A 17,456-nucleotide genomic window follows, 5' to 3' on the forward strand; every position below is an offset into this window, starting at 1 on the left:
GCGCGTGGCCGCGAGCCCGCTCCGGGTCAGCGGAAGATGATCGTGCGCGCACCGTCGAGGAGGACGCGGTCCTCGGCGAACCACTTCACCGCCTGGGTGAGGGTGCGGCTCTCCTCGTCCTGACCGATGGCGACGAGCTCCGCGGGGGAGCGGGAGTGGTCCACGCGGACGACGTTCTGCTCGATGATCGGTCCCTCGTCGAGGTCGCTCGTCACGAAGTGCGCCGTCGCACCGATGAGCTTGACGCCGCGCGCGTGCGCCTGCTTGTACGGGTTCGCGCCCTTGAAACCGGGCAGGAAGGAGTGGTGGATGTTGATGGCGCGACCGGCGAGGCGCTCGCAGAGCTCGGGGGAGAGGATCTGCATGTACCTGGCGAGGACGACGAGCTCGATGTCGTGTTCCTCGACGGCCTCGACGACCCTGGCCTCGAACGCCGCCTTCGATGCGGCGTCCGTCACGGGCAGCGCCTCGAAGGGCACGCCGTAGAAGGAGGCGAGATCGCGGAGCGAACCGTGGTTGCTGAGCACGAGGGGGATCTCGACCGGGAGCTGGCCGGCCCGCTGGCGGAAGAGGAGGTCGTTGACGCAGTGCGCCGCCGTCGAGGCCAGGACGAGCGTCCGGAGCGGACGACCGACGACGTCGAGCCGCCACTGGAGGGCGTATCGCTCGACGACGGGTGCGATGGCCGCCTCGAACCGCTCGCGCGAGACCGCCGCCTCGACCTGGAGCCGCATGAAGAACCGTCCGGTGTCATCGCTCGAGAACTGCTGGCTCTCGGTGATGTTGCCGGCGGCTTCGACGATCGCACCGCTGATGGCGTGCACGATGCCGGGCCGGTCCTCGCAGATGATCGAGAGCACCCAGTGGACGGAGCGCTCGTGCGTGGTCGAGGGCACAGCGGAGGGATCGGTCGAGTTCGTCACCGACTCAGGTTACCGGGACCCGACCGCTCAAGCCGCAGGGACGGACCGCTCGTCGACGAGGTCGGCGTGCGAGGACTGACGCAGGTACGACCGCACCGTCTCGCGGCTCTGCCGCAGGCAGTCGATGCGGGCGTCGATCGAGGCGATCTGCGCGTGGAGCGACTCGGCCGTCGCGCGGGAGCAGTCGGGCACGGCACGCGAGGTGCGTGCGTCGTCGAGATCGAGGACCACGCGCACGAGACGGGTCGTGAGCCCCGCGTCGAACAGGTTGTCGACCGTGACGACGTGGTCGATCGCGGACGGTTCGTACTCGTCGGGCGCGTGCGACGCACGCACGGCCACCAGGAGTCCCTCCTCCTCGTAGGAGCGGAGCCGGGTGGCCGGGACACCCGTTCGTTCAGCGAGTTCTGCAATGCGCATGAGCGGCCTCTCTGTCACCTTCACGTCAGCTGCAACGTCGGATCGAGCCCTCCGCATTCCCGCCCTCGGGTAGACTCGTCCGCGGTCGCCGGATGTCGGTTGACCCTGGGCGCGCACATCAGCGCGTAGACGAACTCGTCCGCCACGTCAGCCGACGAGTGAACGCCATCGTTGGAGCAATCCGATGACCTCCTCTTCGCCCTCCTCGGCGCGCGCTGCCGAACCCTCCAAGCCGACGTCACCGCCGTTCCCCTGGGTCGGCCTGATCGCGCTCGCGGCGGGCACCTTCCTCTCCGTCACCGGCGAGATGATCCCGACCGGCCTCCTCCCGGAGATGAGCACCTCGCTCGGCGTCACCGAGTCGCAGATCGGGCTCCTCGTCAGCGTGTTCGCGTTCACGGTGGTGCTGTCGAGCACCGCGCTCATCCACCTCACCAGGCGTGTCCCGCGACACGCGCTGCTCGTGGCCGTCATCGTGGTCCTCGGCGTGAGCACCGGTCTCGGCGCGCTCGCCCCGAACTACGAGCTCCTCGTCGCCACCCGCGTGCTCGGCGGGCTCGCCCATGGTGTCTTCTGGGCGGTCGTCGGCGCGTACGCCGGTCACCTGGTCCCGAAGGAACAGCTCGCCCGCGCCGTGTCCGTGACGATCGCCGGAGGCACGCTCGCCTTCGTCCTCGGCGTCCCGCTCAGCACCGCGCTCGGGCACGCGCTCGGCTGGCGCCTCGCGTTCGGCGTGCTCGCCGCGGCCATGCTCCTCGGCGCCGTCGTCGTGTGGTGGAAGCTGCCGCCCGTCGGTCGGGAGGAGTCGCATGCGGCCGCCTCGGGTGCCACGGGTCGTGATCCGAGCATCGTCCCGGTCGCGATCGTCTGCATCGCGGTCGGCGTCATCATGGCGGGCCATTACGCGTTCTACACGTACATCGCGCCGTTCCTCATCGGCGAGGTCGGTGTCCCGGCCGGCCAGCTCAGCATCCTCCTCCTCGTCTACGGCGTCGCGGGCGCGATCGGCCTCATCCTCACCGGCAGCGTCTTCGCGAGGCGCGCGACCACGGGGCTGTTCGTCGCCCTGACCGTGTCTGCGGCCATGGTGAGCGTCCTCGCCCTCTCGGCAGGGTGGCTTCCGGGCGCGCTCGTCGCGTTCTTCCTCTGGGGGACGGCCTTCGGCATGCTGCCGCCGCTCATGCAGACGCGCCTCCTGCACGCGGCGAGCCCGCGCATCCGCGACACCGCCAACGCGTTCTACACGACCGCGTTCAACACGGGGATCGGTGGCGGTTCGGCGCTCGGCGCGTTGCTCCTCGCCGAGATCGGTCTCGGCGTGCTGCCGTGGGTGTACGTGTGCCTGGCCGTGGTCGCGACCTCGCTCCTCGCGGCGGACGTGCTGCGCACCCGCAAGCGCGAGACCGTCTGATCGAGCACGAGCCGATGCGGACGTGCTGAGCGGGACCGCTTACGGTACAGCCGGTTCTTCCGTCGTCGGCGCCGGTGAGGCGTCTGCACCATCGGTCGGCGCGGTGACGTCGGGCGCGGTCTCCACCGGCGTCTCCGTCGCCGGATCCGGCTCGGTCGCGCTCGGAACGTCCGTCTCCGTCGCGGGAGCCGCTTCCACCGGGGCCTGCTCCGCGATCGGGTCGACGACGGCCTGAACCGGGACCGGAGCGGGAGCCGCCTCCGGTGCGGTGTCCAGAACCGCTTCCGGGAGCGGGGCCGTCGCCGGATCGACGACGGCGTCGGTACTCAGGAGTCCGGTCAGCGAGAGGTACTCGACGGAGGTCGCAGGTCCCACGCGCGATGGGTCTGACGGGTCGACGCTCCAGACGCTGAGCTCGTGGAACCCGACGGCGACGGCGGCGCCGGTCAGCGTCGCTCGACCGTCGGCGTCGAGCGCGACGCGTTGCTCGTCACCACCGTCGACCGTGTATCCGACCTCGCCGTTCGGAGCACCGACGACCACGAGCGGGCCGGTCGGATCGAGGAACTGCACCGACAGCACCGTCCGGAGCCCGGTGACGGCCGGCCCGCTGATCGACAGGGTGGCCGGTTCGGTGGACACGGAGACCTCGTCGCCCAGGGTCTGGCGGACGGTCAGGACGAAGGTGCCCGTGCGGCCGAGGTCGATCGGGCCGGTCGACCAGGTCGCGGTCTCGGGAGCGGCTGTGGCGGACGCCGGCCGAGCGGAGGCCGGCACGACCGTCGACGCGACGACCACGTCGCCGTCGAGGATGTCGACGGTGGCGCCGGCCGCGGCGGTACCGCTGAAGGCAGGCCACAGGAAGCCGCCACCGGTGTCGGCGGCCATCGTCGGCGCCGGAAGCTCCTCGGGGTCAGTCGGATCCACGGGGTCCACCGGGTCGACGGGATCGACGGGAGGGGCGACGGGCGGAGCCGTCGGCGACGGGACCTGCGGCTCGGCGACCGGAGGCGGCGTCGCACCCGTGCCGGGCGTCGGCCGGGGCGTGGGCGCCGGTCCCGAGGGTGTCGGGGTCGTCGGCGCGGACGGCGACGTCGTCGGACCCGTGGTCGGAGTCGCGCCCGGTGTCGGCACGGCGACGGGGTCGCTGTTCTCGTCGGCGGAGACGGAGGTCGCCGAGTCGGCTGCTGGTGGGAACACCACCGGACCCAGGACGAGCGCGGCTGCGGTCACCACCGCGACGACGCCGACGCCGATCGCGGCGATGATGCCACCGGAGAGACCTGCCGTCGCAGCACCCGCGACGCCCGCACCCGAGGCGACGCCCGCGCCGGACGCGGCGCCACTGGAACCGGCCGCACCGGAAGCCGTTGCTCCGCCGGAGGCCGCCACCGAGGTGCTCAGGTGCGCCGTCAGTGCGACCCCGCCGGTGACGCCGGCCGGCATCGCGGCGACCGCGGTCGTCGACGCACCGTTCGTCTGCAACCACGCGGTGTAGCCGGCCGCACCGGCGGCGCCTGCGACGAGGGGGAGGAGGACGAGCGCCATGCGCGAGCCGACCTCCTTCGCCTCAGCGGCCACGATGGTGCACCGCTGACAGGCGTCCAGGTGCGACTCGACCTTGGCCGTGTCCCGGGCGGAGAGGTTCCCGCGCGCGTAGGATCCGAGCCTGCTGATGGTGAAGGCGTGCTCCGAGTCGTCGTCGACGGCCTGCAGATGCGCCTGGATCCACGCTTCGCGCAGCCCCTCGCGTGCTCGGTAGGCGAGCGCGGCCACCGAGTTGGCCTTCATCCCGAGGAGCGGCGCGACCTCCGCGGGCGTCATCGCCTCGATCTCCGTGTACCAGAGCACCTCCTGCCACCGGGTCGGCAGGCTTCGGAACGCTCGGGCACTCAGGCTGCGGTCGAGGGCCTCGATCGAGGACGCCTCGTTCGTGTCCGGGTCCTCGAAGGAGTCCAGGGTGTCGAGCGAGGTCTCCCGACGTGATCGGCCCCACGCGGCCGCCGTGTTCCGGATGGTCGTGAACAGGTAGGGGCGGAAGGCGCCGGTGGGGCCCTTCCCGCGGCGGACCGCCTGATAGATGCGTGCGAAGGACTCCGAGACGAGGTCGTCGGGATCGAGGCTCGAGGTGACGGACCTGGCGACGGTCCGTCCGGCGTTCGAGTGCCGTCGCCACAGCTCCGCGTAGGCGTCCTGCGAGCCCGTTCGGGTGCGCTCGATGAGCTCGGCATCCGATCGCTCGGTGAGCGATGAAGCCGGGGATGTGTCCAGGCTCATGATGCCTCCGTCTGCGAGCTGCGCACTTCCGGGCACCGTGCCCGCTCAAGAGAGTCGGGTGAAGCGGGATCATGACGCCGATTCCTCATCTTGGCACGAGGTGTCTCGCGGACAGCCGCTGGCGCCGAGGAAGATCCGTTTCGATTGTTCTGGGAAACCGCGTCATGACCTGCTCGGGATGCACTCTCTCAGGATGAACAGCAGGATTCCCGGCGACGGGGACCCGGCTGGGTCGTCCTCGGACGGCCACGATGCGCGCCACGGCCGGTGTGCATCGGGCAACGGACCCGAAACGTTGCAGATCTCGACGGGAGGGGGCGCCTTCGTGCGTACCCGTCGACAGGCCGGGAGTGGTGCTCGGGGGCGAGCATCACTCCCGGCCGCTTTTCCGACCGTCGCTCGGATCAGTCCAGCCAGCCGACCTCGGGGGAGCGGTGGAAGGCGATGCCCGCGGCCGACCAGCTCTGAGCAAGCTCGGCCAGCCGGACTCGGAAGTCGCTCCAATCCGGCGCGCGTCGCTCCGACCATCCGATCTCCGCGATGGACGCGACACGGGGGAAGACGAGGAACTCGAGCGTCTGCACGTCGGCCACGGTCTCCGTCCAGAGCGGGGCTTCGACGCCGAGGATGTCCTGCTCACCGACGCCTTCGACGATCTCGGTCGGCTCCCAGACGGCGGAGCGTTCGACACTCGTGGGGCCGTCCGCCCACGTGAGGCCGGCCGTCGCGACGTCGGGGTACTGCATGTCGAGGTAGGCGGCGTCGGCCGGAGACATGATGACCTGCCCGCCCTGATCGACGAACGAGCGCAGCTTGGCGGCGTGACCGTCCTCGGGGGAGACGTAGTTCCAGTACTGGCCGATGGTGCCGGGAGCGAGGTCGCGTGACGTACCGAACTCGTGCCAGGCGATGGCGGTCTTCCCGGTCGTGGCGACCAGTTCGGACACCCGACGGGCGAAGTGGAGGAAGTCCTCCTCAGTGGTGGCGAACGCTTCATCGCCGCCCAGGTGGAGGTAGGGGCCCGGGGTCATCGCGGCGAGCTGGGTGAACACGTCCTCGAGGAACGTGTAGGTGGACTCGGCATGGATGTCGAGGCTCGAGAAGCCGACCTCCGTGCCGGTGTAGGGCTGGCGGGCGACGCCGTCCGGGTTGAGTTCGGGATACGCCGAGAGGACCGCGTTCGTGTGTCCGGGGACGTCGATCTCGGGGACGATCGTGACGCGGCGGTCGGCGGCGTACTCGATGATCGCCCGGTAGTCGTCGGCGCTGTACGAGCCGCCCGTACCACCACCGACGGCGGTCGCCGCACCGATCCCGGTGAGCTCCGGCCACCCGGCGATCTCGAGGCGCCACCCCTGGTCGTCGGTGAGATGCAGATGCAGGTGGTTGAGTTTGAGTGCGGCGATCTGGTCGATGAACCGCTGCACCTGCGCGACCGTGAAGAAGTGCCTCGCGACGTCGAGCATCGCGCCGCGGTAGGCGAACCGCGGAGCGTCGTCGATGACGGTCGCGGCGATGATCCAGTCCTGTGCGCCGGCCGTCGGTGCCCAGTTGGCCGCCGGGAGGAGCTGTCTGAGCGTCTGCGTGCCGTGGTGGACCCCGTCGGCGTCCGCGCCGACGATCTCGACACCGGAGGCCGCGGCGGTCAATCGGTAGGCCCCGCTCGTCGTCGACAGGCTGGGGTCGATCGACAGCGTGATGACCGTACCCGCGGAGTCCACGACCTCCTCCGTGCCGGTTGTCTCGACCGGGAGGGCGAACCCCGTCGAGGTGCGCAGGGCGTCGGCGAGGATCCGAGCCGTGGTCGCCACCGACGGGTCGGTACGGATCACCGACTCCGTCGACAACCGGAACGGGGGAGCGGAGGCGTCCGTGGTCTGCGAGACGGGGCGGGGCAGCAGGCTCATGCGCGGTTCCTTCGGCGTCGGCGACGCGGGATCGTGGGGGCTGGAACGGGTTTGTTCGGAGGGTGAACAAGCGTCGGGCCATCCTGACACACCGGCCCCCACCGCTGCCCGACCTCTCCACAGGACGGTGCGCGTCGGGCGTCCCGTTGCTATGCTGCTAGCAGTCGCAACTGGCGTATAGACGGAGTTCCGCTCCGCCTCAGATGGTTCACCATCGGGGAGCGACCCTGCACCTTGAAGACAAGGGCGGATTCGGCCGCACGCCTGGGCCGAAACGGCACATCACCGACATCCGTTCTGTCACAAAAGGGAGCCAGTCTTGTCCGACACCTTCAACGCGCCACTCTCCGAGGTCGATCCCGAGATCGCAGCGGTCCTCGAGCAGGAGCTCGGTCGCCAGCGCAACACCCTCGAGATGATCGCGAGCGAGAACTTCGTGCCCGTCTCCGTCCTGCAGTCGCAGGGCAGCGTCCTCACCAACAAGTACGCCGAGGGCTACCCGGGTCGTCGCTACTACGGCGGCTGCGAGTTCGTCGACATCGCCGAGTCCCTCGCGATCGAGCGGGCCAAGAGCCTCTTCGGTGCCGCGTACGCGAACGTCCAGCCGCACTCGGGCGCCACGGCCAACGCGGCGGTCCTCTCGGCGATCGCCACCCCCCGCGACACCATCCTCGGTCTCGAGCTCGCCCACGGTGGTCACCTCACCCACGGCATGAAGCTCAACTTCTCCGGCAAGCTCTACAACGCCGTCTCCTACGGCGTCGACCCCGAGACCTTCCTCGTCGACATGGACGTCGTCCGCGACAAGGCACTCGAGCACAAGCCGCAGGTCATCATCGCCGGTTGGTCCGCCTACCCGCGCCAGCTCGACTTCGCCGCGTTCCGCGCGATCGCCGACGAGGTCGGCGCGAAGCTCTGGGTCGACATGGCGCACTTCGCCGGCCTCGTCGCCGCAGGGGTCCACCCGTCGCCCGTGCCGTTCGCCGACGTCGTGTCCTCCACCGTGCACAAGACCATCGGCGGCCCGCGCTCCGGCTTCATCGTGAGCCGCGACATGGAGCTCGCCAAGAAGCTCAACTCGAACGTGTTCCCCGGCCAGCAGGGCGGACCGCTCATGCACGTCATCGCCGCCAAGGCGACGGCGTTCAAGCTCGCCGCCACGGCGGAGTTCAAGGACCGCCAGGAGCGCACGCTCCGCGGTGCCAAGCTCCTCGCCGAGGCGCTCACCTCCGAGGCGTCGAAGGCCGCCGGCATCGACGTCCTCACCGGCGGCACCGACGTGCACCTCGTGCTCGCCGACCTCCGCACCTCCGAGCTCGACGGCCAGCAGGCCGAAGACCTCCTCCACGAGGTCGGCATCACGGTCAACCGCAACTCGGTGCCGTTCGACCCGCGCCCGCCGATGGTCACCTCCGGGCTGCGGATCGGTACCCCGGCACTCGCGACGCGTGGCTTCGGCGACACCGAGTTCGCCGAGGTCGCCGACATCATCGCCCTCGCGCTGCGCAACGGTGCCGAGGCCGGAGCCCTCCGGGAGCGTGTCACGGCGCTCGCCGAGCGCTTCCCGCTCTACCCCGGCCTCCAGCAGTAGGGCGCGGGAGCATGACCGCACAGATCCTCGACGGTAAGGCCACGGCCGCCGCCATCAAGTCCGAACTCGCGATCGAGGTGGCCGCGCTCAAGGAGCGCGGCATCTCGGTCGGGCTGGGTACCGTCCTCGTCGGGTCCGACCCGGGTTCGCAGTGGTACGTCGCCGGGAAGCACCGCGACTGCGCCGAGGTCGGCATGGAGTCGATCCGACGTGATCTGCCAGAGACGGTCTCGCAGGAGGAGCTCGAGGCCGTCCTCGACGAACTCAACGCCGACGAGAGCTGCACCGGCTACATCGTGCAGCTGCCGTTGCCGAAGCACATCGACACCGACGCGATCCTCGAGCGCATCGATCCCGAGAAGGACGCCGACGGGCTCCACCCGACCAACCTCGGGCGTCTCGTGCTCAACGTGAACCGTCCGATCCACACCCCGCTGCCGTGCACGCCGAAGGGCGTCATCGAGCTGGTGGAACGTCACGGGATCAGCTGGGCGGGCAAGCACGTCGTCGTCGTGGGCCGCGGGGTCACCGTCGGTCGCGCGATCGGCCCGCTGCTCACCCGTCGCGAATACAACGCGACGGTGACGCTGACGCACACCGGAACGGTCGGACTCGACGACATCCTCCGCACCGCCGACGTGATCGTCGCCGCGGCAGGCGTCCCCGGGATCGTCACGCGCGATGCCGTGAAGCCGGGCGTGATCGTCCTCGACGTCGGTGTGAGCCGCGAGACCGACCCCGAGACCGGCAAGTCCCGGGTCGTGGGCGACGTCGCCCCCGACGTGGCCGAGGTCGCCTCGTGGATCAGTCCGAACCCCGGTGGTGTCGGCCCCATGACCCGCGTTGGTCTCCTCGCCAACGTCGTCCGCATGGCCACCCCCTAACCCAGCCCGCGAACTGTCACTCGACGCTAGTCCGGCGCCCCGCGACTAGCCGGAAGTGACAGTTCGCGAGCCAGGGCGGTGAGGATGGGCGACGGGTCCGTCAGGTGTGAGCGGTTCACCCGGATGACCCGCCAGCCCGCTGCCATGACTCGGTCGAGGCGATCGATGTCGTGGAAGATCTGCCGTTCATCCGTGAAGTGGGTGCCGCCGTCGTATTCGACGAGGACCCGCTGTTCGGGATACACCAGGTCGCCCAAGGCCAGAAACCGTCCGTGGGCGTCTGAGATGACCTCGTTGACGAGTGGTTCCGGAAGGCCCGCGCGGACGATCAGCAAGCGCAAGGCGGTCTCCATCGGCGAATCCGTCCGAGGCCGCATCATCGAGAACGCGAGCCGCAGCCGTTTCGCGCCGCGACGGCCGTTCATCCGTGCCAGCCCGCGGACGATCTGCTGCTCCGAGGCCAGTGGTCGCTTGCGGCGGAGCAGCACGTCGCCGGCGATCACCAGGTCGTCCAAGGGGAGCCGGGTTCCGAGCTGACACCAGGCGTCGACGGCGGTCAGTACCGGCAGTCCTTCGACGGCGACGACCTCCCAGTGGTCCCCGTCGAGTTGATGCCCGCGCACGCCCGCTCCTCGAGGCGCGCGTGCCGGCGCGATGGAGGCGACATCGAGTGGTGCCTCGTGTTCCCAGGTGGGCACGGGGAGGCCGTGCAACGCCGCCGCGCTCACGTGGCTGAAGAACTGCCCGTCGTGCAGGAGCGGGGCGTAGGCGTGACAGCGTCCGGGGATGTCCGTGGGCTGGTCGAGCGGTGCCCGGACGCCTCGGTGCGGCGTGGCGAGGTCGCCCGCTCGTAGCCGCGATCGAGGCACGCCGAGTTCGTCGGCGTCGGCCATGGAGAACGGCTGCTTGCTGAGTTCGAGGGGGAGGGGACGTCGGCGGACCATCCCACCACGGTGCCGACTGCGGCGCTTCGGCGTCGGAAGTTCTCCACACCCTGCCCGCGAACTGTCACTCGACGCTAGTCCGAGCGGCCGGGACTAGCCGGAAGTGACAGTTCGCGGGCAGGGGAGGGGGAGGTCAGGATTCTCGGGTGGCGCCGGCGGCCGGGCGGACGGGGAAGATGGTCGGGGCGGTGAAGGACGCCTCGGCGAAGGCCGCCGTGACCGCCTCGGCCACGGACGATGCCAGGGCGACGGGGACCAGGGCGATCGCCGCACCCCCGAAGCCACCACCGGTCATGCGCGAACCGATCGCACCGGCCGCCATCGACGTCTCGACGGCCAGGTCGAGTTCCGGCACCGAGATCTCGAAATCGTCACGCATCGACGCGTGCGAGGCCACGAGCAGCTCGCCGATCGACGTCGGGCCGTGCTCGCGCAGGGTCCGGACGGTGTCGAGGACACGCTGGTTCTCGGTCACGACGTGACGAACACGACGGAAGGTCTCGTCGTCGAGCAACTCACGAGCGCGGTCGAGGTCGCCGACCGTGACGTCGCGCAGCGAGTCGGCGCCGAGCGCTGCGGCCCCCGCCTCGCAGGACGCCCGACGTGCCGCGTACCCGCCGGAGACGTGGGCATGCTCGACGCGCGTGTCGATGACGAGCAGCTCGAGGTCGTGCTCCTCGAAGCCGAGGGGGATGACGTCGGTCTCGAGCGAGCGGCAGTCGAGGAAGACGCCGCAGTCACGCTGGCCGAGGAGTGACGCCGACTGGTCCATGATGCCGGTCGGTGCGCCGACCGCCCGGTTCTCGGCGAGCTGGCAGATCTTCGCGAGCGTCCGGCGGTCGTGGTCGAGGTGCCAGATCTCATTCAGTGCGACGGCGACCGAGGCCTCGATGGCCGCGGAGGAGGAGAGGCCGGCCCCGACCGGGACGTCGGAGTCGATGTAGATGTCGACCCCGGGCACCTCCTGCAAGGGAGCCCCGAACTGGCCGAGCGCCCACGCGACCCCGAGCGGGTAGGCGGACCAGCCGTGCAAGGCGTCGGGATCGAGCGCGCGCACGGAGACCTCGACGATCTCGGATGAGAAGCTGCTCGACACCCGGATGCGGTCGTCGTCGCGACGCCGGACGGCTGCGACGGTGCGGCGGTCGATCGCCATCGGGAACACGAAGCCGTCGTTGTAGTCGGTGTGCTCGCCGATGATGTTCACGCGGCCGGGCGCGGTCCAGAGGCCGTGCGGCTCGCTGCCGAAGGCGTTCTCGAATCCGCTCGTGGCGGTGCGCTGCAGGTCGGTCATACGGGGTTCTCCTCGTCGGCTGCGGCGATCGCGGCGCGCAGGGCGGTGGCGGTGGTCTCCGGTGGGACGTCGCCGATCCAGGCGCCCATGGCGGCCTCGGAGCCGGCCAGGTACTTCAGTCGATCGGCTCCACGACGCGGGGAGGTGAGCTGCAGGTGGAGTCGGAGCTCGTCGCGGTGGACACGGGTCGGGGCCTGGTGCCAGGCGGCGATGTACGGGGTCGGGGTGTCGTACAGGGCGTCGACGCCGCGCAGCAACCGCAGGTAGAGGCCGGCGAGCTCGTCGCGCTCCTCGAGCGAGGTCGCAGCGAAGTCGGGCACGTGGCGGTGGGGGAGCAGGTGCACCTCGATTGGCCAGCGCGCCGCGAACGGGACGAACGCCGTCCAGTGCTCGCCGGCGAGGACGACGCGCTCGTCCGCCTGCTCCGCGGCGAGGATGTCGGCGAAGAGCCCGGGACCGTAGGCCTCGCTCGCGGCGATGAGCCGCTGCGTGCGCGGGGTCACGTAGGGGTAGGAGTAGATCTGTCCGTGCGGGTGGTGGAGGGTGACGCCGATCTGCTCCCCGCGGTTCTCGAAGGGGAACACCTGCTGGATCGAGTCGATCTGCGACAGCGCGTGCGTCCGGCGGGCCCACGCCTCGATCACCGTGCGCGCCCGGGTGCGGGACAGCGAACCGAAGGAGCCGGTGCTCGACGGGCTGAAGCTCACGACCTCGCAGCGGCCGACCGAAGTGCGCGTCCGGCCGATCCCGATCGTCTCGAGGTCGGCGAGATCGACCGGTGCGTTCTCGTCTTCGAGCAGCGGCCCGAAGGACGGCGACTTGTTCTCGAAGACCGCGACGTCGTACTGGTCGGGGATCTCGGAGGGGTTCGAGGGACTCGCGGGTGCGAGCGGGTCGAGGTTCGCCGGGGGCAGCATCACCCGGTTCTGGCGTGCGGCGGCGATCGAGATCCACTCACCCGTCAGCGGGTCCTGGCGCATGGACGCGGTCGGCGGTCGTGGGGCGAGTTCGCGTGCGTCGGGCAGTCGCTCCGCGGGTAACGTCGAGTCGACGTCGTCGAAGTAGATGAGTTCGCGACCGTCGGCGAGGCGCTGGGTCGAGCTCGCGATCGCCGGGTCGATGACGAAAGTGTCGTCGAGTGGGGGCATGGGGATCCTCAGAACGGGTTGTCGAAAGGAAACGTACAACGTTTCGCCTTGAAAAGTATAGGCAAGTCAGCGAAGATTCAAGCATGTCCGACGACGAGCCGATGCTGTTGCCCGCCCCGCTGCGACGCGACCGCATCCGCGAGCTCCTCGATGAGCGCGGCTTCGTGCGCGTGGCCGACATCTCCGACGACTTCGGTGTCTCACGGGTGACCGCCCGGACGGACCTCGACACCCTCGTCGACCAGGGCGACGCCGTCCGCGTGCACGGAGGTGCGATGCCCGTGCAGGGACGCGGCGCCGTGGAGTCGCCGATCGAACTCGCGACCGCGACCTCGGCGCACGCGAAGCAGCGGATCGGTGAGGCCGCGGCCGCGATGGTGCGCTCCGGTCAGAGCGTGATCGTCGACGTCGGCAGCACCGGCCTCGCCCTCGCCCGCGCGCTCAAGGCTCGCCGCGACCTCGCCGACGTGGTGGTCATCACGAACGGCTTGACCATCGCGCTCGAACTCGAGTCGGAGATCCCGAGGTTCTCGGTGATCGTCACGGGTGGGTCGCTTCGACCACTCCAGCATTCGCTCGTCGATCCGCTCGCCGGGTCGCTGCTCAGCCAGGTCCATGCCGATCTCGCGTTCATCGGGTGCAACGGTGTCGACGCCGGCCATGGCGTGACCAACGTCAACCTGCCCGAGGCCGAGGTGAAGGCCAGGATGGTTCGCGCCGCCGAGCGGGTGGTCGTGGTCGCCGACGCCTCGAAGCTCGGGGTGCGGCAGCTCGGCCGGATCGCCGGGCTGGAGGCCTTCGACGCCCTCCTGACCGACGACGGGGCCGCGCCCGAGACCATCGCGCTCCTCCGAGAAGCGGGACTTGCGGTGACGCTCGTCCCACTCGGCGACTGACCTCGCGCCGCGTCCTGCCGTCCCGCGCGGCGTCCCGGCACTCGCGCGCCGACGGCCCGATGCGGCAGCATGGTCGCATGAGTGATCGAGCGCATCCTGCCGTGTCAATCGTCGAGCAGACGCTGCGTGATCGTGGGGCTCAGGGCGAGGTCACCTGGCTCGACGATGCTGCTCGAACGGCAGCGCTCGCAGCGGAGGCCTTGGGGATCGAGGTCGGGGCGATCGCGAACTCCCTCGTGTTCACGCTCGACGGCGAGCCGACGCTGATCCTCACGAGCGGCGCCCACCGTGTCGACACCGCCTGGGTCGGCGAGCGGCTCGGTGGACGGCTGAAGCGTGCTGACGCCGAGGTCGTCAAGGCGGCGACGGGACAGGTGATCGGTGGCGTCGCGCCCGTCGGTCACCCGGAACCGATCCGCACCTACGTGGACGAGGCGCTCACCGCCTACCCGGAGGTCTGGGCCGCAGCCGGCCATGCGCACACGGTGTTCCCGACGACCTTCGAGGAGCTCGTGCGGGTGACCGGCGGGCAGGTCATCGCGGTGGAGCCGCCGACGGATCCTGCGGGGTCGTCGGCAGCTGCGTCGGTGTAGCCACCGGAGCGGCCATGGCGGCCGGCGGCGTCCCCCGCTGCTTCGTCACCCGGCTCGGCGGCAGCGGAGCCGTCGCGGTCACGCCGTTCCTGCGCCCCCACCAGGTGCTCACGACGGCTGCGGCGACGCAGAGCGCCATCGGGATGAGCATGAACGGTCCGCCGGCACCCTCGCCTCGCTCGAAGACCTGGTCGGTCTGCGACATGAGGGCCGTGGGGACGAGGAGGAGGACGTTGTTCGTCGCGTGGATGAGCACCGGAGCCTCGAGGCCACCGGTTCCGCGGGCGGCGAAGGACATCGAGGCGCCGAACACGAAGTAGTAGGCTATGAGCCAGGGGTCGCCGGCGAAGTGCACCGAGGCGAAGACCGCGCCGGAGACGACCGTGCCGACGAGGAACGCCGTGATCGGTCGACTGAACCAGGATCCGACGGAACGTTGGATGAGGCCGCGCGCCCCGTACTCCTCGCCCGCCGACTGCAGCGGCGTCGTGAGGATCACGACGGCGAGCATCGCGATCATGGTGCCGTCGACGACGATGGGCTCGAGCGGCGAGAGCAGGACGGACGCTCCGACGTACACGATCCACACCGGGACGATGATGAGCGCGAGACGCCCGAACCAGCGCCAGCGGAAGCGACCCTCCACCGAGGACAGCCACCGCGGCCGGACGCCGAAGAGCGCCCACTGGATGAGCATCGACACCGGGATGAGCGCGGCGAGCGACAAGTTGTTCGCGAGCATCGTCACCGGCGTCAGCGTCATGAGGCCGTTCGCGACGTCGTCGAGTGTGTAGGCCCCGGTGGCCACGTCCACGATGAGCGCGATGCCGCCGAGAACGATCGAGAGGATCAGGAACCCGACGACGAGGAGGAGGAGTGCGAGGGCGCCGCGCCACCAGGCCGGTGCGGCGCGGAGGGCGTGGTCGTAGGTCACGAGCTGCCGCTGGGGCACGGCTGGATCGACGGGCGTCGAGGCTGGTGCCGTCGAGGGTGATGGTGATGGCGATGGCGAAGGCGTCTGCGGGTGCTGTCCAGGATTCGTCATGCTGCCAGGGTAGGCAACCGTCGCGACAGGACGCGTCCCCCGAGCGATGGACGACGAGCGACGGATAGCCCGCGATCGGCCTGGTCCCGAACGCTCGACGGTGGGAGACTGGCCGGTATGGCCGGACACCGCATCTTCACGACGAGCTTCGCCAGCGTGTACCCGCTCTACGTCGCGAAGGCGGAGCGGAAGGGCCACACGAAGGACGAGGTGGACCAGGTCATCACCTGGCTCACGGGCTACGACGACGCCGCGATCGAACGGGTGCTCGCCGACGATACCGACTTCGAGACCTTCTTCGCCGAAGCGCCGGCGATGCACCCCAACGCGTCGCTCATTACGGGGCTCATCTGCGGCATCCGCGTCGAGGAGATCGAGGATCCCCTGATGCAGCGCATCCGTCAGCTCGACAAGCTCGTGGACGAGGTCGCGAAGGGGAAGAAGATGACGTCGATCCTCCGCACCTCCGCCTGACGGCCGAACGCGAGCCCCTCCGATGACGCAGACGGCCGCCGCGCGAGTGCGCGACGGCCGTGTGCTCGGGACCCGCTTGGATCAGTGCGCGAGCACCGGTTCCGCGGACGCCTCCGGGGCGTGGTGCAGGGCGAGCCCCTGGTTGCGTCGGCGGAACAGCAGTGCCGCCGTCACGGCGCCGACCGCGAAGAACCCGGCGCCCCAGAAATAGGCGGTCTGGTAGCTCTGGATCGCAGCCTGCGCCAGCACTTCGGGGGTGGGCGGCGCGTTGTCGGTCACGTAGGCCGTGGCGGCGCTCGCCGCGAGGGTGTTGAGCAGCGCCACACCGATCGACCCGCCGACTTGCTGGCTCGTGTTGACCGTCGCCGACGCGACCCCGGCGAACGCCCGGTCGACACCGAGCGTCGCGGTCTGCATCGAGGCGGGCATGATCGATCCCATCGCGAAGCCGAGCACCATGAGCGCGGGCATGACGTTGCCGACATAGGAGCTGTCGAGGTCGAGTCGGGTGAGGAGGAGCATGCCGATCGCACCGAGCGTCATGCCGAACGGCACCATGACCTTCGGCCCGAAGCGGGGGACGAGGAGGTTGGTCCCCAGCTGCGCGGCGAGCACGAGCATCGCGATCATCGGGAGGAAGGCGAAGCCCGTCTGCTGTGGTGAGTACCCGAGCGAGGCCTGCAGGTAGTAGGTGACGAAGAGGAAGATGCCGAACATCCCGGCTCCGGCGATCATGACCGAGATGAACGCGGCACCGCGGTTGCGGTCGAGGATGATCGACAACGGGAGGAGCGGGTGCGCGGCCCGGCGCTGCCAGAGGACGAACACGACGAGGAGCACGGCTGCGGCGGCGAGGAAGGCCCAGCTGAGCGGCGAGTCCCACCCGTCGGTCTCGGCATTGGCGAAGCCGTAGACGAGGCTGAACAACGCACCCGAGACGAGGACGGTGCCCGGAACGTCGAGCTTGGGGCGGGGGCCGGTCGTCTTCGGGGTGATGATGAAGAGGGCCGCCCCGACGATGGCGACCACGGCGATCACGACGTTGATGTACAGGTTCCAGCGCCAGTCGAACTGCTCGGTGAGGAATCCGCCGAGGAGGAGACCGACCGCGCCACCTGCGCCGGCGATCGCACCGAAGACGCCGAACGCGCGGGCGCGCTCCTTCGGGATCGTGAAGGTGGTCGTGAGCATCGCGAGCGCGGTCGGCGCGAGGAGGGCGGCGAAGACGCCCTGGAGTGCCCGCGCGGCGACGAGGGTGCCGAACGAGTCCGCTGCGCCTCCGAGGGCCGAGGCGATCGCGAACCCGACGAGCCCGATGATGAAGGCCCGCTTCCGGCCCATGAGGTCGGACAGGCGTCCGCCGAGCAGCAGCAGGCTGCCGAAGGCGAGGGAGTAGGCGGTGACGATCCACTGGCGATCGCCGTCGGAGAACCCGAGGTCGGCCTGTGCGGCGGGCATCGCGATGTTCACGACGGTGGCGTCGAGCACGACCATGAGTTGCGCGAGGCCGACGGTGACGAGCGTCCACCAGCGGCGTGAGGAGACTGCCGGGGTTCCGGCGGCGAGATTCGAAGTCATGCTGAGGACTCTATACGGAACTGAGCAGTTTCGGAACCGAATAGTTCCAGAACGTTCGAGTTCCTGAACTA

General features: G+C 70.0%; 15 protein-coding genes and 1 riboswitch. Of the genes, 6 read left to right on the plus strand and 9 right to left on the minus strand.

Annotation, left to right across the window (positions count from 1 at the left end):
* Nucleotides 1-26: 26 nt before the first annotated feature.
* Both purU and EAO79_RS09800 read right to left on the minus strand, forming a co-directional pair.
* Entirely contained in the window at nt 27-923 is an 897-nt protein-coding gene (gene purU, locus EAO79_RS09795) for a formyltetrahydrofolate deformylase (RefSeq protein WP_371413636.1), read from the minus strand.
* Between the two features lie 27 nt (nt 924-950).
* Nucleotides 951-1,343, minus strand: coding sequence for a MerR family transcriptional regulator (locus tag EAO79_RS09800; protein ID WP_161578547.1), 393 nt, complete (start codon nt 1,341-1,343; stop codon nt 951-953).
* Between the two features lie 184 nt (nt 1,344-1,527).
* On the opposite strand from EAO79_RS09800, the gene EAO79_RS09805 reads away from it, so the two are divergent.
* Nucleotides 1,528-2,754, plus strand: coding sequence for an MFS transporter (locus tag EAO79_RS09805; RefSeq protein WP_124768863.1), 1,227 nt, complete (start codon nt 1,528-1,530; stop codon nt 2,752-2,754).
* A gap of 39 nt (nt 2,755-2,793) precedes the next feature.
* Here the strand turns inward: EAO79_RS09805 and EAO79_RS09810 are convergent, their stop codons facing one another.
* Nucleotides 2,794-5,031, minus strand: a complete 2,238-nt coding sequence (locus EAO79_RS09810; protein WP_124768864.1) for a sigma-70 family RNA polymerase sigma factor — start codon at nt 5,029-5,031, stop codon at nt 2,794-2,796.
* Between the two features lie 404 nt (nt 5,032-5,435).
* Entirely contained in the window at nt 5,436-6,938 is a 1,503-nt protein-coding gene (locus tag EAO79_RS09815; RefSeq protein ID WP_124768865.1) for a beta-N-acetylhexosaminidase, read from the minus strand.
* Nucleotides 6,939-7,096: 158 nt separating this feature from the next.
* A riboswitch (ZMP/ZTP riboswitch) is annotated at nt 7,097-7,215 on the plus strand.
* 42 nt (nt 7,216-7,257) lie between these two features.
* Between EAO79_RS09815 and glyA the strand changes: the two genes are divergently transcribed.
* Both glyA and EAO79_RS09825 read left to right on the plus strand, forming a co-directional pair.
* Nucleotides 7,258-8,529 (plus strand): serine hydroxymethyltransferase, encoded by a 1,272-nt coding sequence (gene glyA, locus EAO79_RS09820; protein WP_124768866.1) that lies wholly within the window; start codon nt 7,258-7,260, stop codon nt 8,527-8,529.
* Nucleotides 8,530-8,540: 11 nt separating this feature from the next.
* Complete coding sequence (locus EAO79_RS09825; protein ID WP_071259424.1) at nt 8,541-9,413, plus strand: bifunctional methylenetetrahydrofolate dehydrogenase/methenyltetrahydrofolate cyclohydrolase; 873 nt, start codon at nt 8,541-8,543, stop codon at nt 9,411-9,413.
* 26 nt (nt 9,414-9,439) lie between these two features.
* On the opposite strand, the gene EAO79_RS09830 is transcribed toward EAO79_RS09825, so the two are convergent.
* The 3 genes from EAO79_RS09830 to galT form a co-directional block, all read right to left on the minus strand.
* Nucleotides 9,440-10,357, minus strand: coding sequence for a hypothetical protein (locus tag EAO79_RS09830; protein ID WP_124768867.1), 918 nt, complete (start codon nt 10,355-10,357; stop codon nt 9,440-9,442).
* A 133-nt stretch (nt 10,358-10,490) separates the two neighbouring features.
* On the minus strand, nt 10,491-11,651 hold the full coding sequence (gene galK, locus EAO79_RS09835; protein WP_124768868.1) for a galactokinase: 1,161 nt from the start codon (nt 11,649-11,651) through the stop codon (nt 10,491-10,493).
* Nucleotides 11,648-12,799, minus strand: coding sequence for a galactose-1-phosphate uridylyltransferase (gene galT / locus EAO79_RS09840; RefSeq protein WP_124768869.1), 1,152 nt, complete (start codon nt 12,797-12,799; stop codon nt 11,648-11,650). The genes galK and galT overlap by 4 nt, the downstream gene beginning before the upstream one ends.
* A gap of 83 nt (nt 12,800-12,882) precedes the next feature.
* On the opposite strand from galT, the gene EAO79_RS09845 reads away from it, so the two are divergent.
* Together EAO79_RS09845 and EAO79_RS09850 are read left to right on the plus strand one after the other, a co-directional pair.
* Nucleotides 12,883-13,695, plus strand: coding sequence for a DeoR/GlpR family DNA-binding transcription regulator (locus tag EAO79_RS09845; RefSeq protein ID WP_079705319.1), 813 nt, complete (start codon nt 12,883-12,885; stop codon nt 13,693-13,695).
* A gap of 77 nt (nt 13,696-13,772) precedes the next feature.
* Complete coding sequence (locus EAO79_RS09850; protein ID WP_124768870.1) at nt 13,773-14,288, plus strand: YbaK/EbsC family protein; 516 nt, start codon at nt 13,773-13,775, stop codon at nt 14,286-14,288.
* Here the strand turns inward: EAO79_RS09850 and EAO79_RS09855 are convergent.
* Nucleotides 14,230-15,333, minus strand: coding sequence for a CPBP family intramembrane glutamic endopeptidase (locus tag EAO79_RS09855; protein WP_124768871.1), 1,104 nt, complete (start codon nt 15,331-15,333; stop codon nt 14,230-14,232). The genes EAO79_RS09850 and EAO79_RS09855 overlap by 59 nt on opposite strands.
* A gap of 117 nt (nt 15,334-15,450) precedes the next feature.
* On the opposite strand from EAO79_RS09855, the gene EAO79_RS09860 reads away from it, so the two are divergent.
* Nucleotides 15,451-15,807 (plus strand): DUF2200 domain-containing protein, encoded by a 357-nt coding sequence (locus EAO79_RS09860; RefSeq protein WP_124768872.1) that lies wholly within the window; start codon nt 15,451-15,453, stop codon nt 15,805-15,807.
* Between the two features lie 81 nt (nt 15,808-15,888).
* On the opposite strand, the gene EAO79_RS09865 is transcribed toward EAO79_RS09860, so the two are convergent.
* Nucleotides 15,889-17,385: an MFS transporter gene (locus tag EAO79_RS09865; RefSeq protein WP_124768873.1), complete on the minus strand. Its 1,497-nt coding sequence runs from the start codon at nt 17,383-17,385 to the stop codon at nt 15,889-15,891.
* Nucleotides 17,386-17,456 lie beyond the last annotated feature (71 nt).

The organism is Plantibacter sp. PA-3-X8 (assembly GCF_003856975.1).
In the GTDB taxonomy this organism is placed as follows: Bacteria; Actinomycetota; Actinomycetes; order Actinomycetales; family Microbacteriaceae; genus Plantibacter; species Plantibacter auratus.

Excerpts from the sequence above, each read along its gene's own strand:
- EAO79_RS09800 (WP_161578547.1), bottom strand. The coding sequence starts at position 1,343 with ATGCGCATTGCAGAACTCGCTGAACGAACGGGTGTCCCGGCCACCCGG.
- EAO79_RS09805 (WP_124768863.1), top strand. The coding sequence starts at position 1,528 with ATGACCTCCTCTTCGCCCTCCTCGGCGCGCGCTGCCGAACCCTCCAAG.
- EAO79_RS09810 (WP_124768864.1), bottom strand. The coding sequence starts at position 5,031 with ATGAGCCTGGACACATCCCCGGCTTCATCGCTCACCGAGCGATCGGAT.
- EAO79_RS09815 (WP_124768865.1), bottom strand. The coding sequence starts at position 6,938 with ATGAGCCTGCTGCCCCGCCCCGTCTCGCAGACCACGGACGCCTCCGCT.
- EAO79_RS09825 (WP_071259424.1), top strand. The coding sequence starts at position 8,541 with ATGACCGCACAGATCCTCGACGGTAAGGCCACGGCCGCCGCCATCAAG.
- EAO79_RS09830 (WP_124768867.1), bottom strand. The coding sequence starts at position 10,357 with ATGGTCCGCCGACGTCCCCTCCCCCTCGAACTCAGCAAGCAGCCGTTC.
- galK (WP_124768868.1), bottom strand. The coding sequence starts at position 11,651 with ATGACCGACCTGCAGCGCACCGCCACGAGCGGATTCGAGAACGCCTTC.
- galT (WP_124768869.1), bottom strand. The coding sequence starts at position 12,799 with ATGCCCCCACTCGACGACACTTTCGTCATCGACCCGGCGATCGCGAGC.
- EAO79_RS09845 (WP_079705319.1), top strand. The coding sequence starts at position 12,883 with ATGTCCGACGACGAGCCGATGCTGTTGCCCGCCCCGCTGCGACGCGAC.
- EAO79_RS09850 (WP_124768870.1), top strand. The coding sequence starts at position 13,773 with ATGAGTGATCGAGCGCATCCTGCCGTGTCAATCGTCGAGCAGACGCTG.
- EAO79_RS09855 (WP_124768871.1), bottom strand. The coding sequence starts at position 15,333 with ATGACGAATCCTGGACAGCACCCGCAGACGCCTTCGCCATCGCCATCA.
- EAO79_RS09860 (WP_124768872.1), top strand. The coding sequence starts at position 15,451 with ATGGCCGGACACCGCATCTTCACGACGAGCTTCGCCAGCGTGTACCCG.
- EAO79_RS09865 (WP_124768873.1), bottom strand. The coding sequence starts at position 17,385 with ATGACTTCGAATCTCGCCGCCGGAACCCCGGCAGTCTCCTCACGCCGC.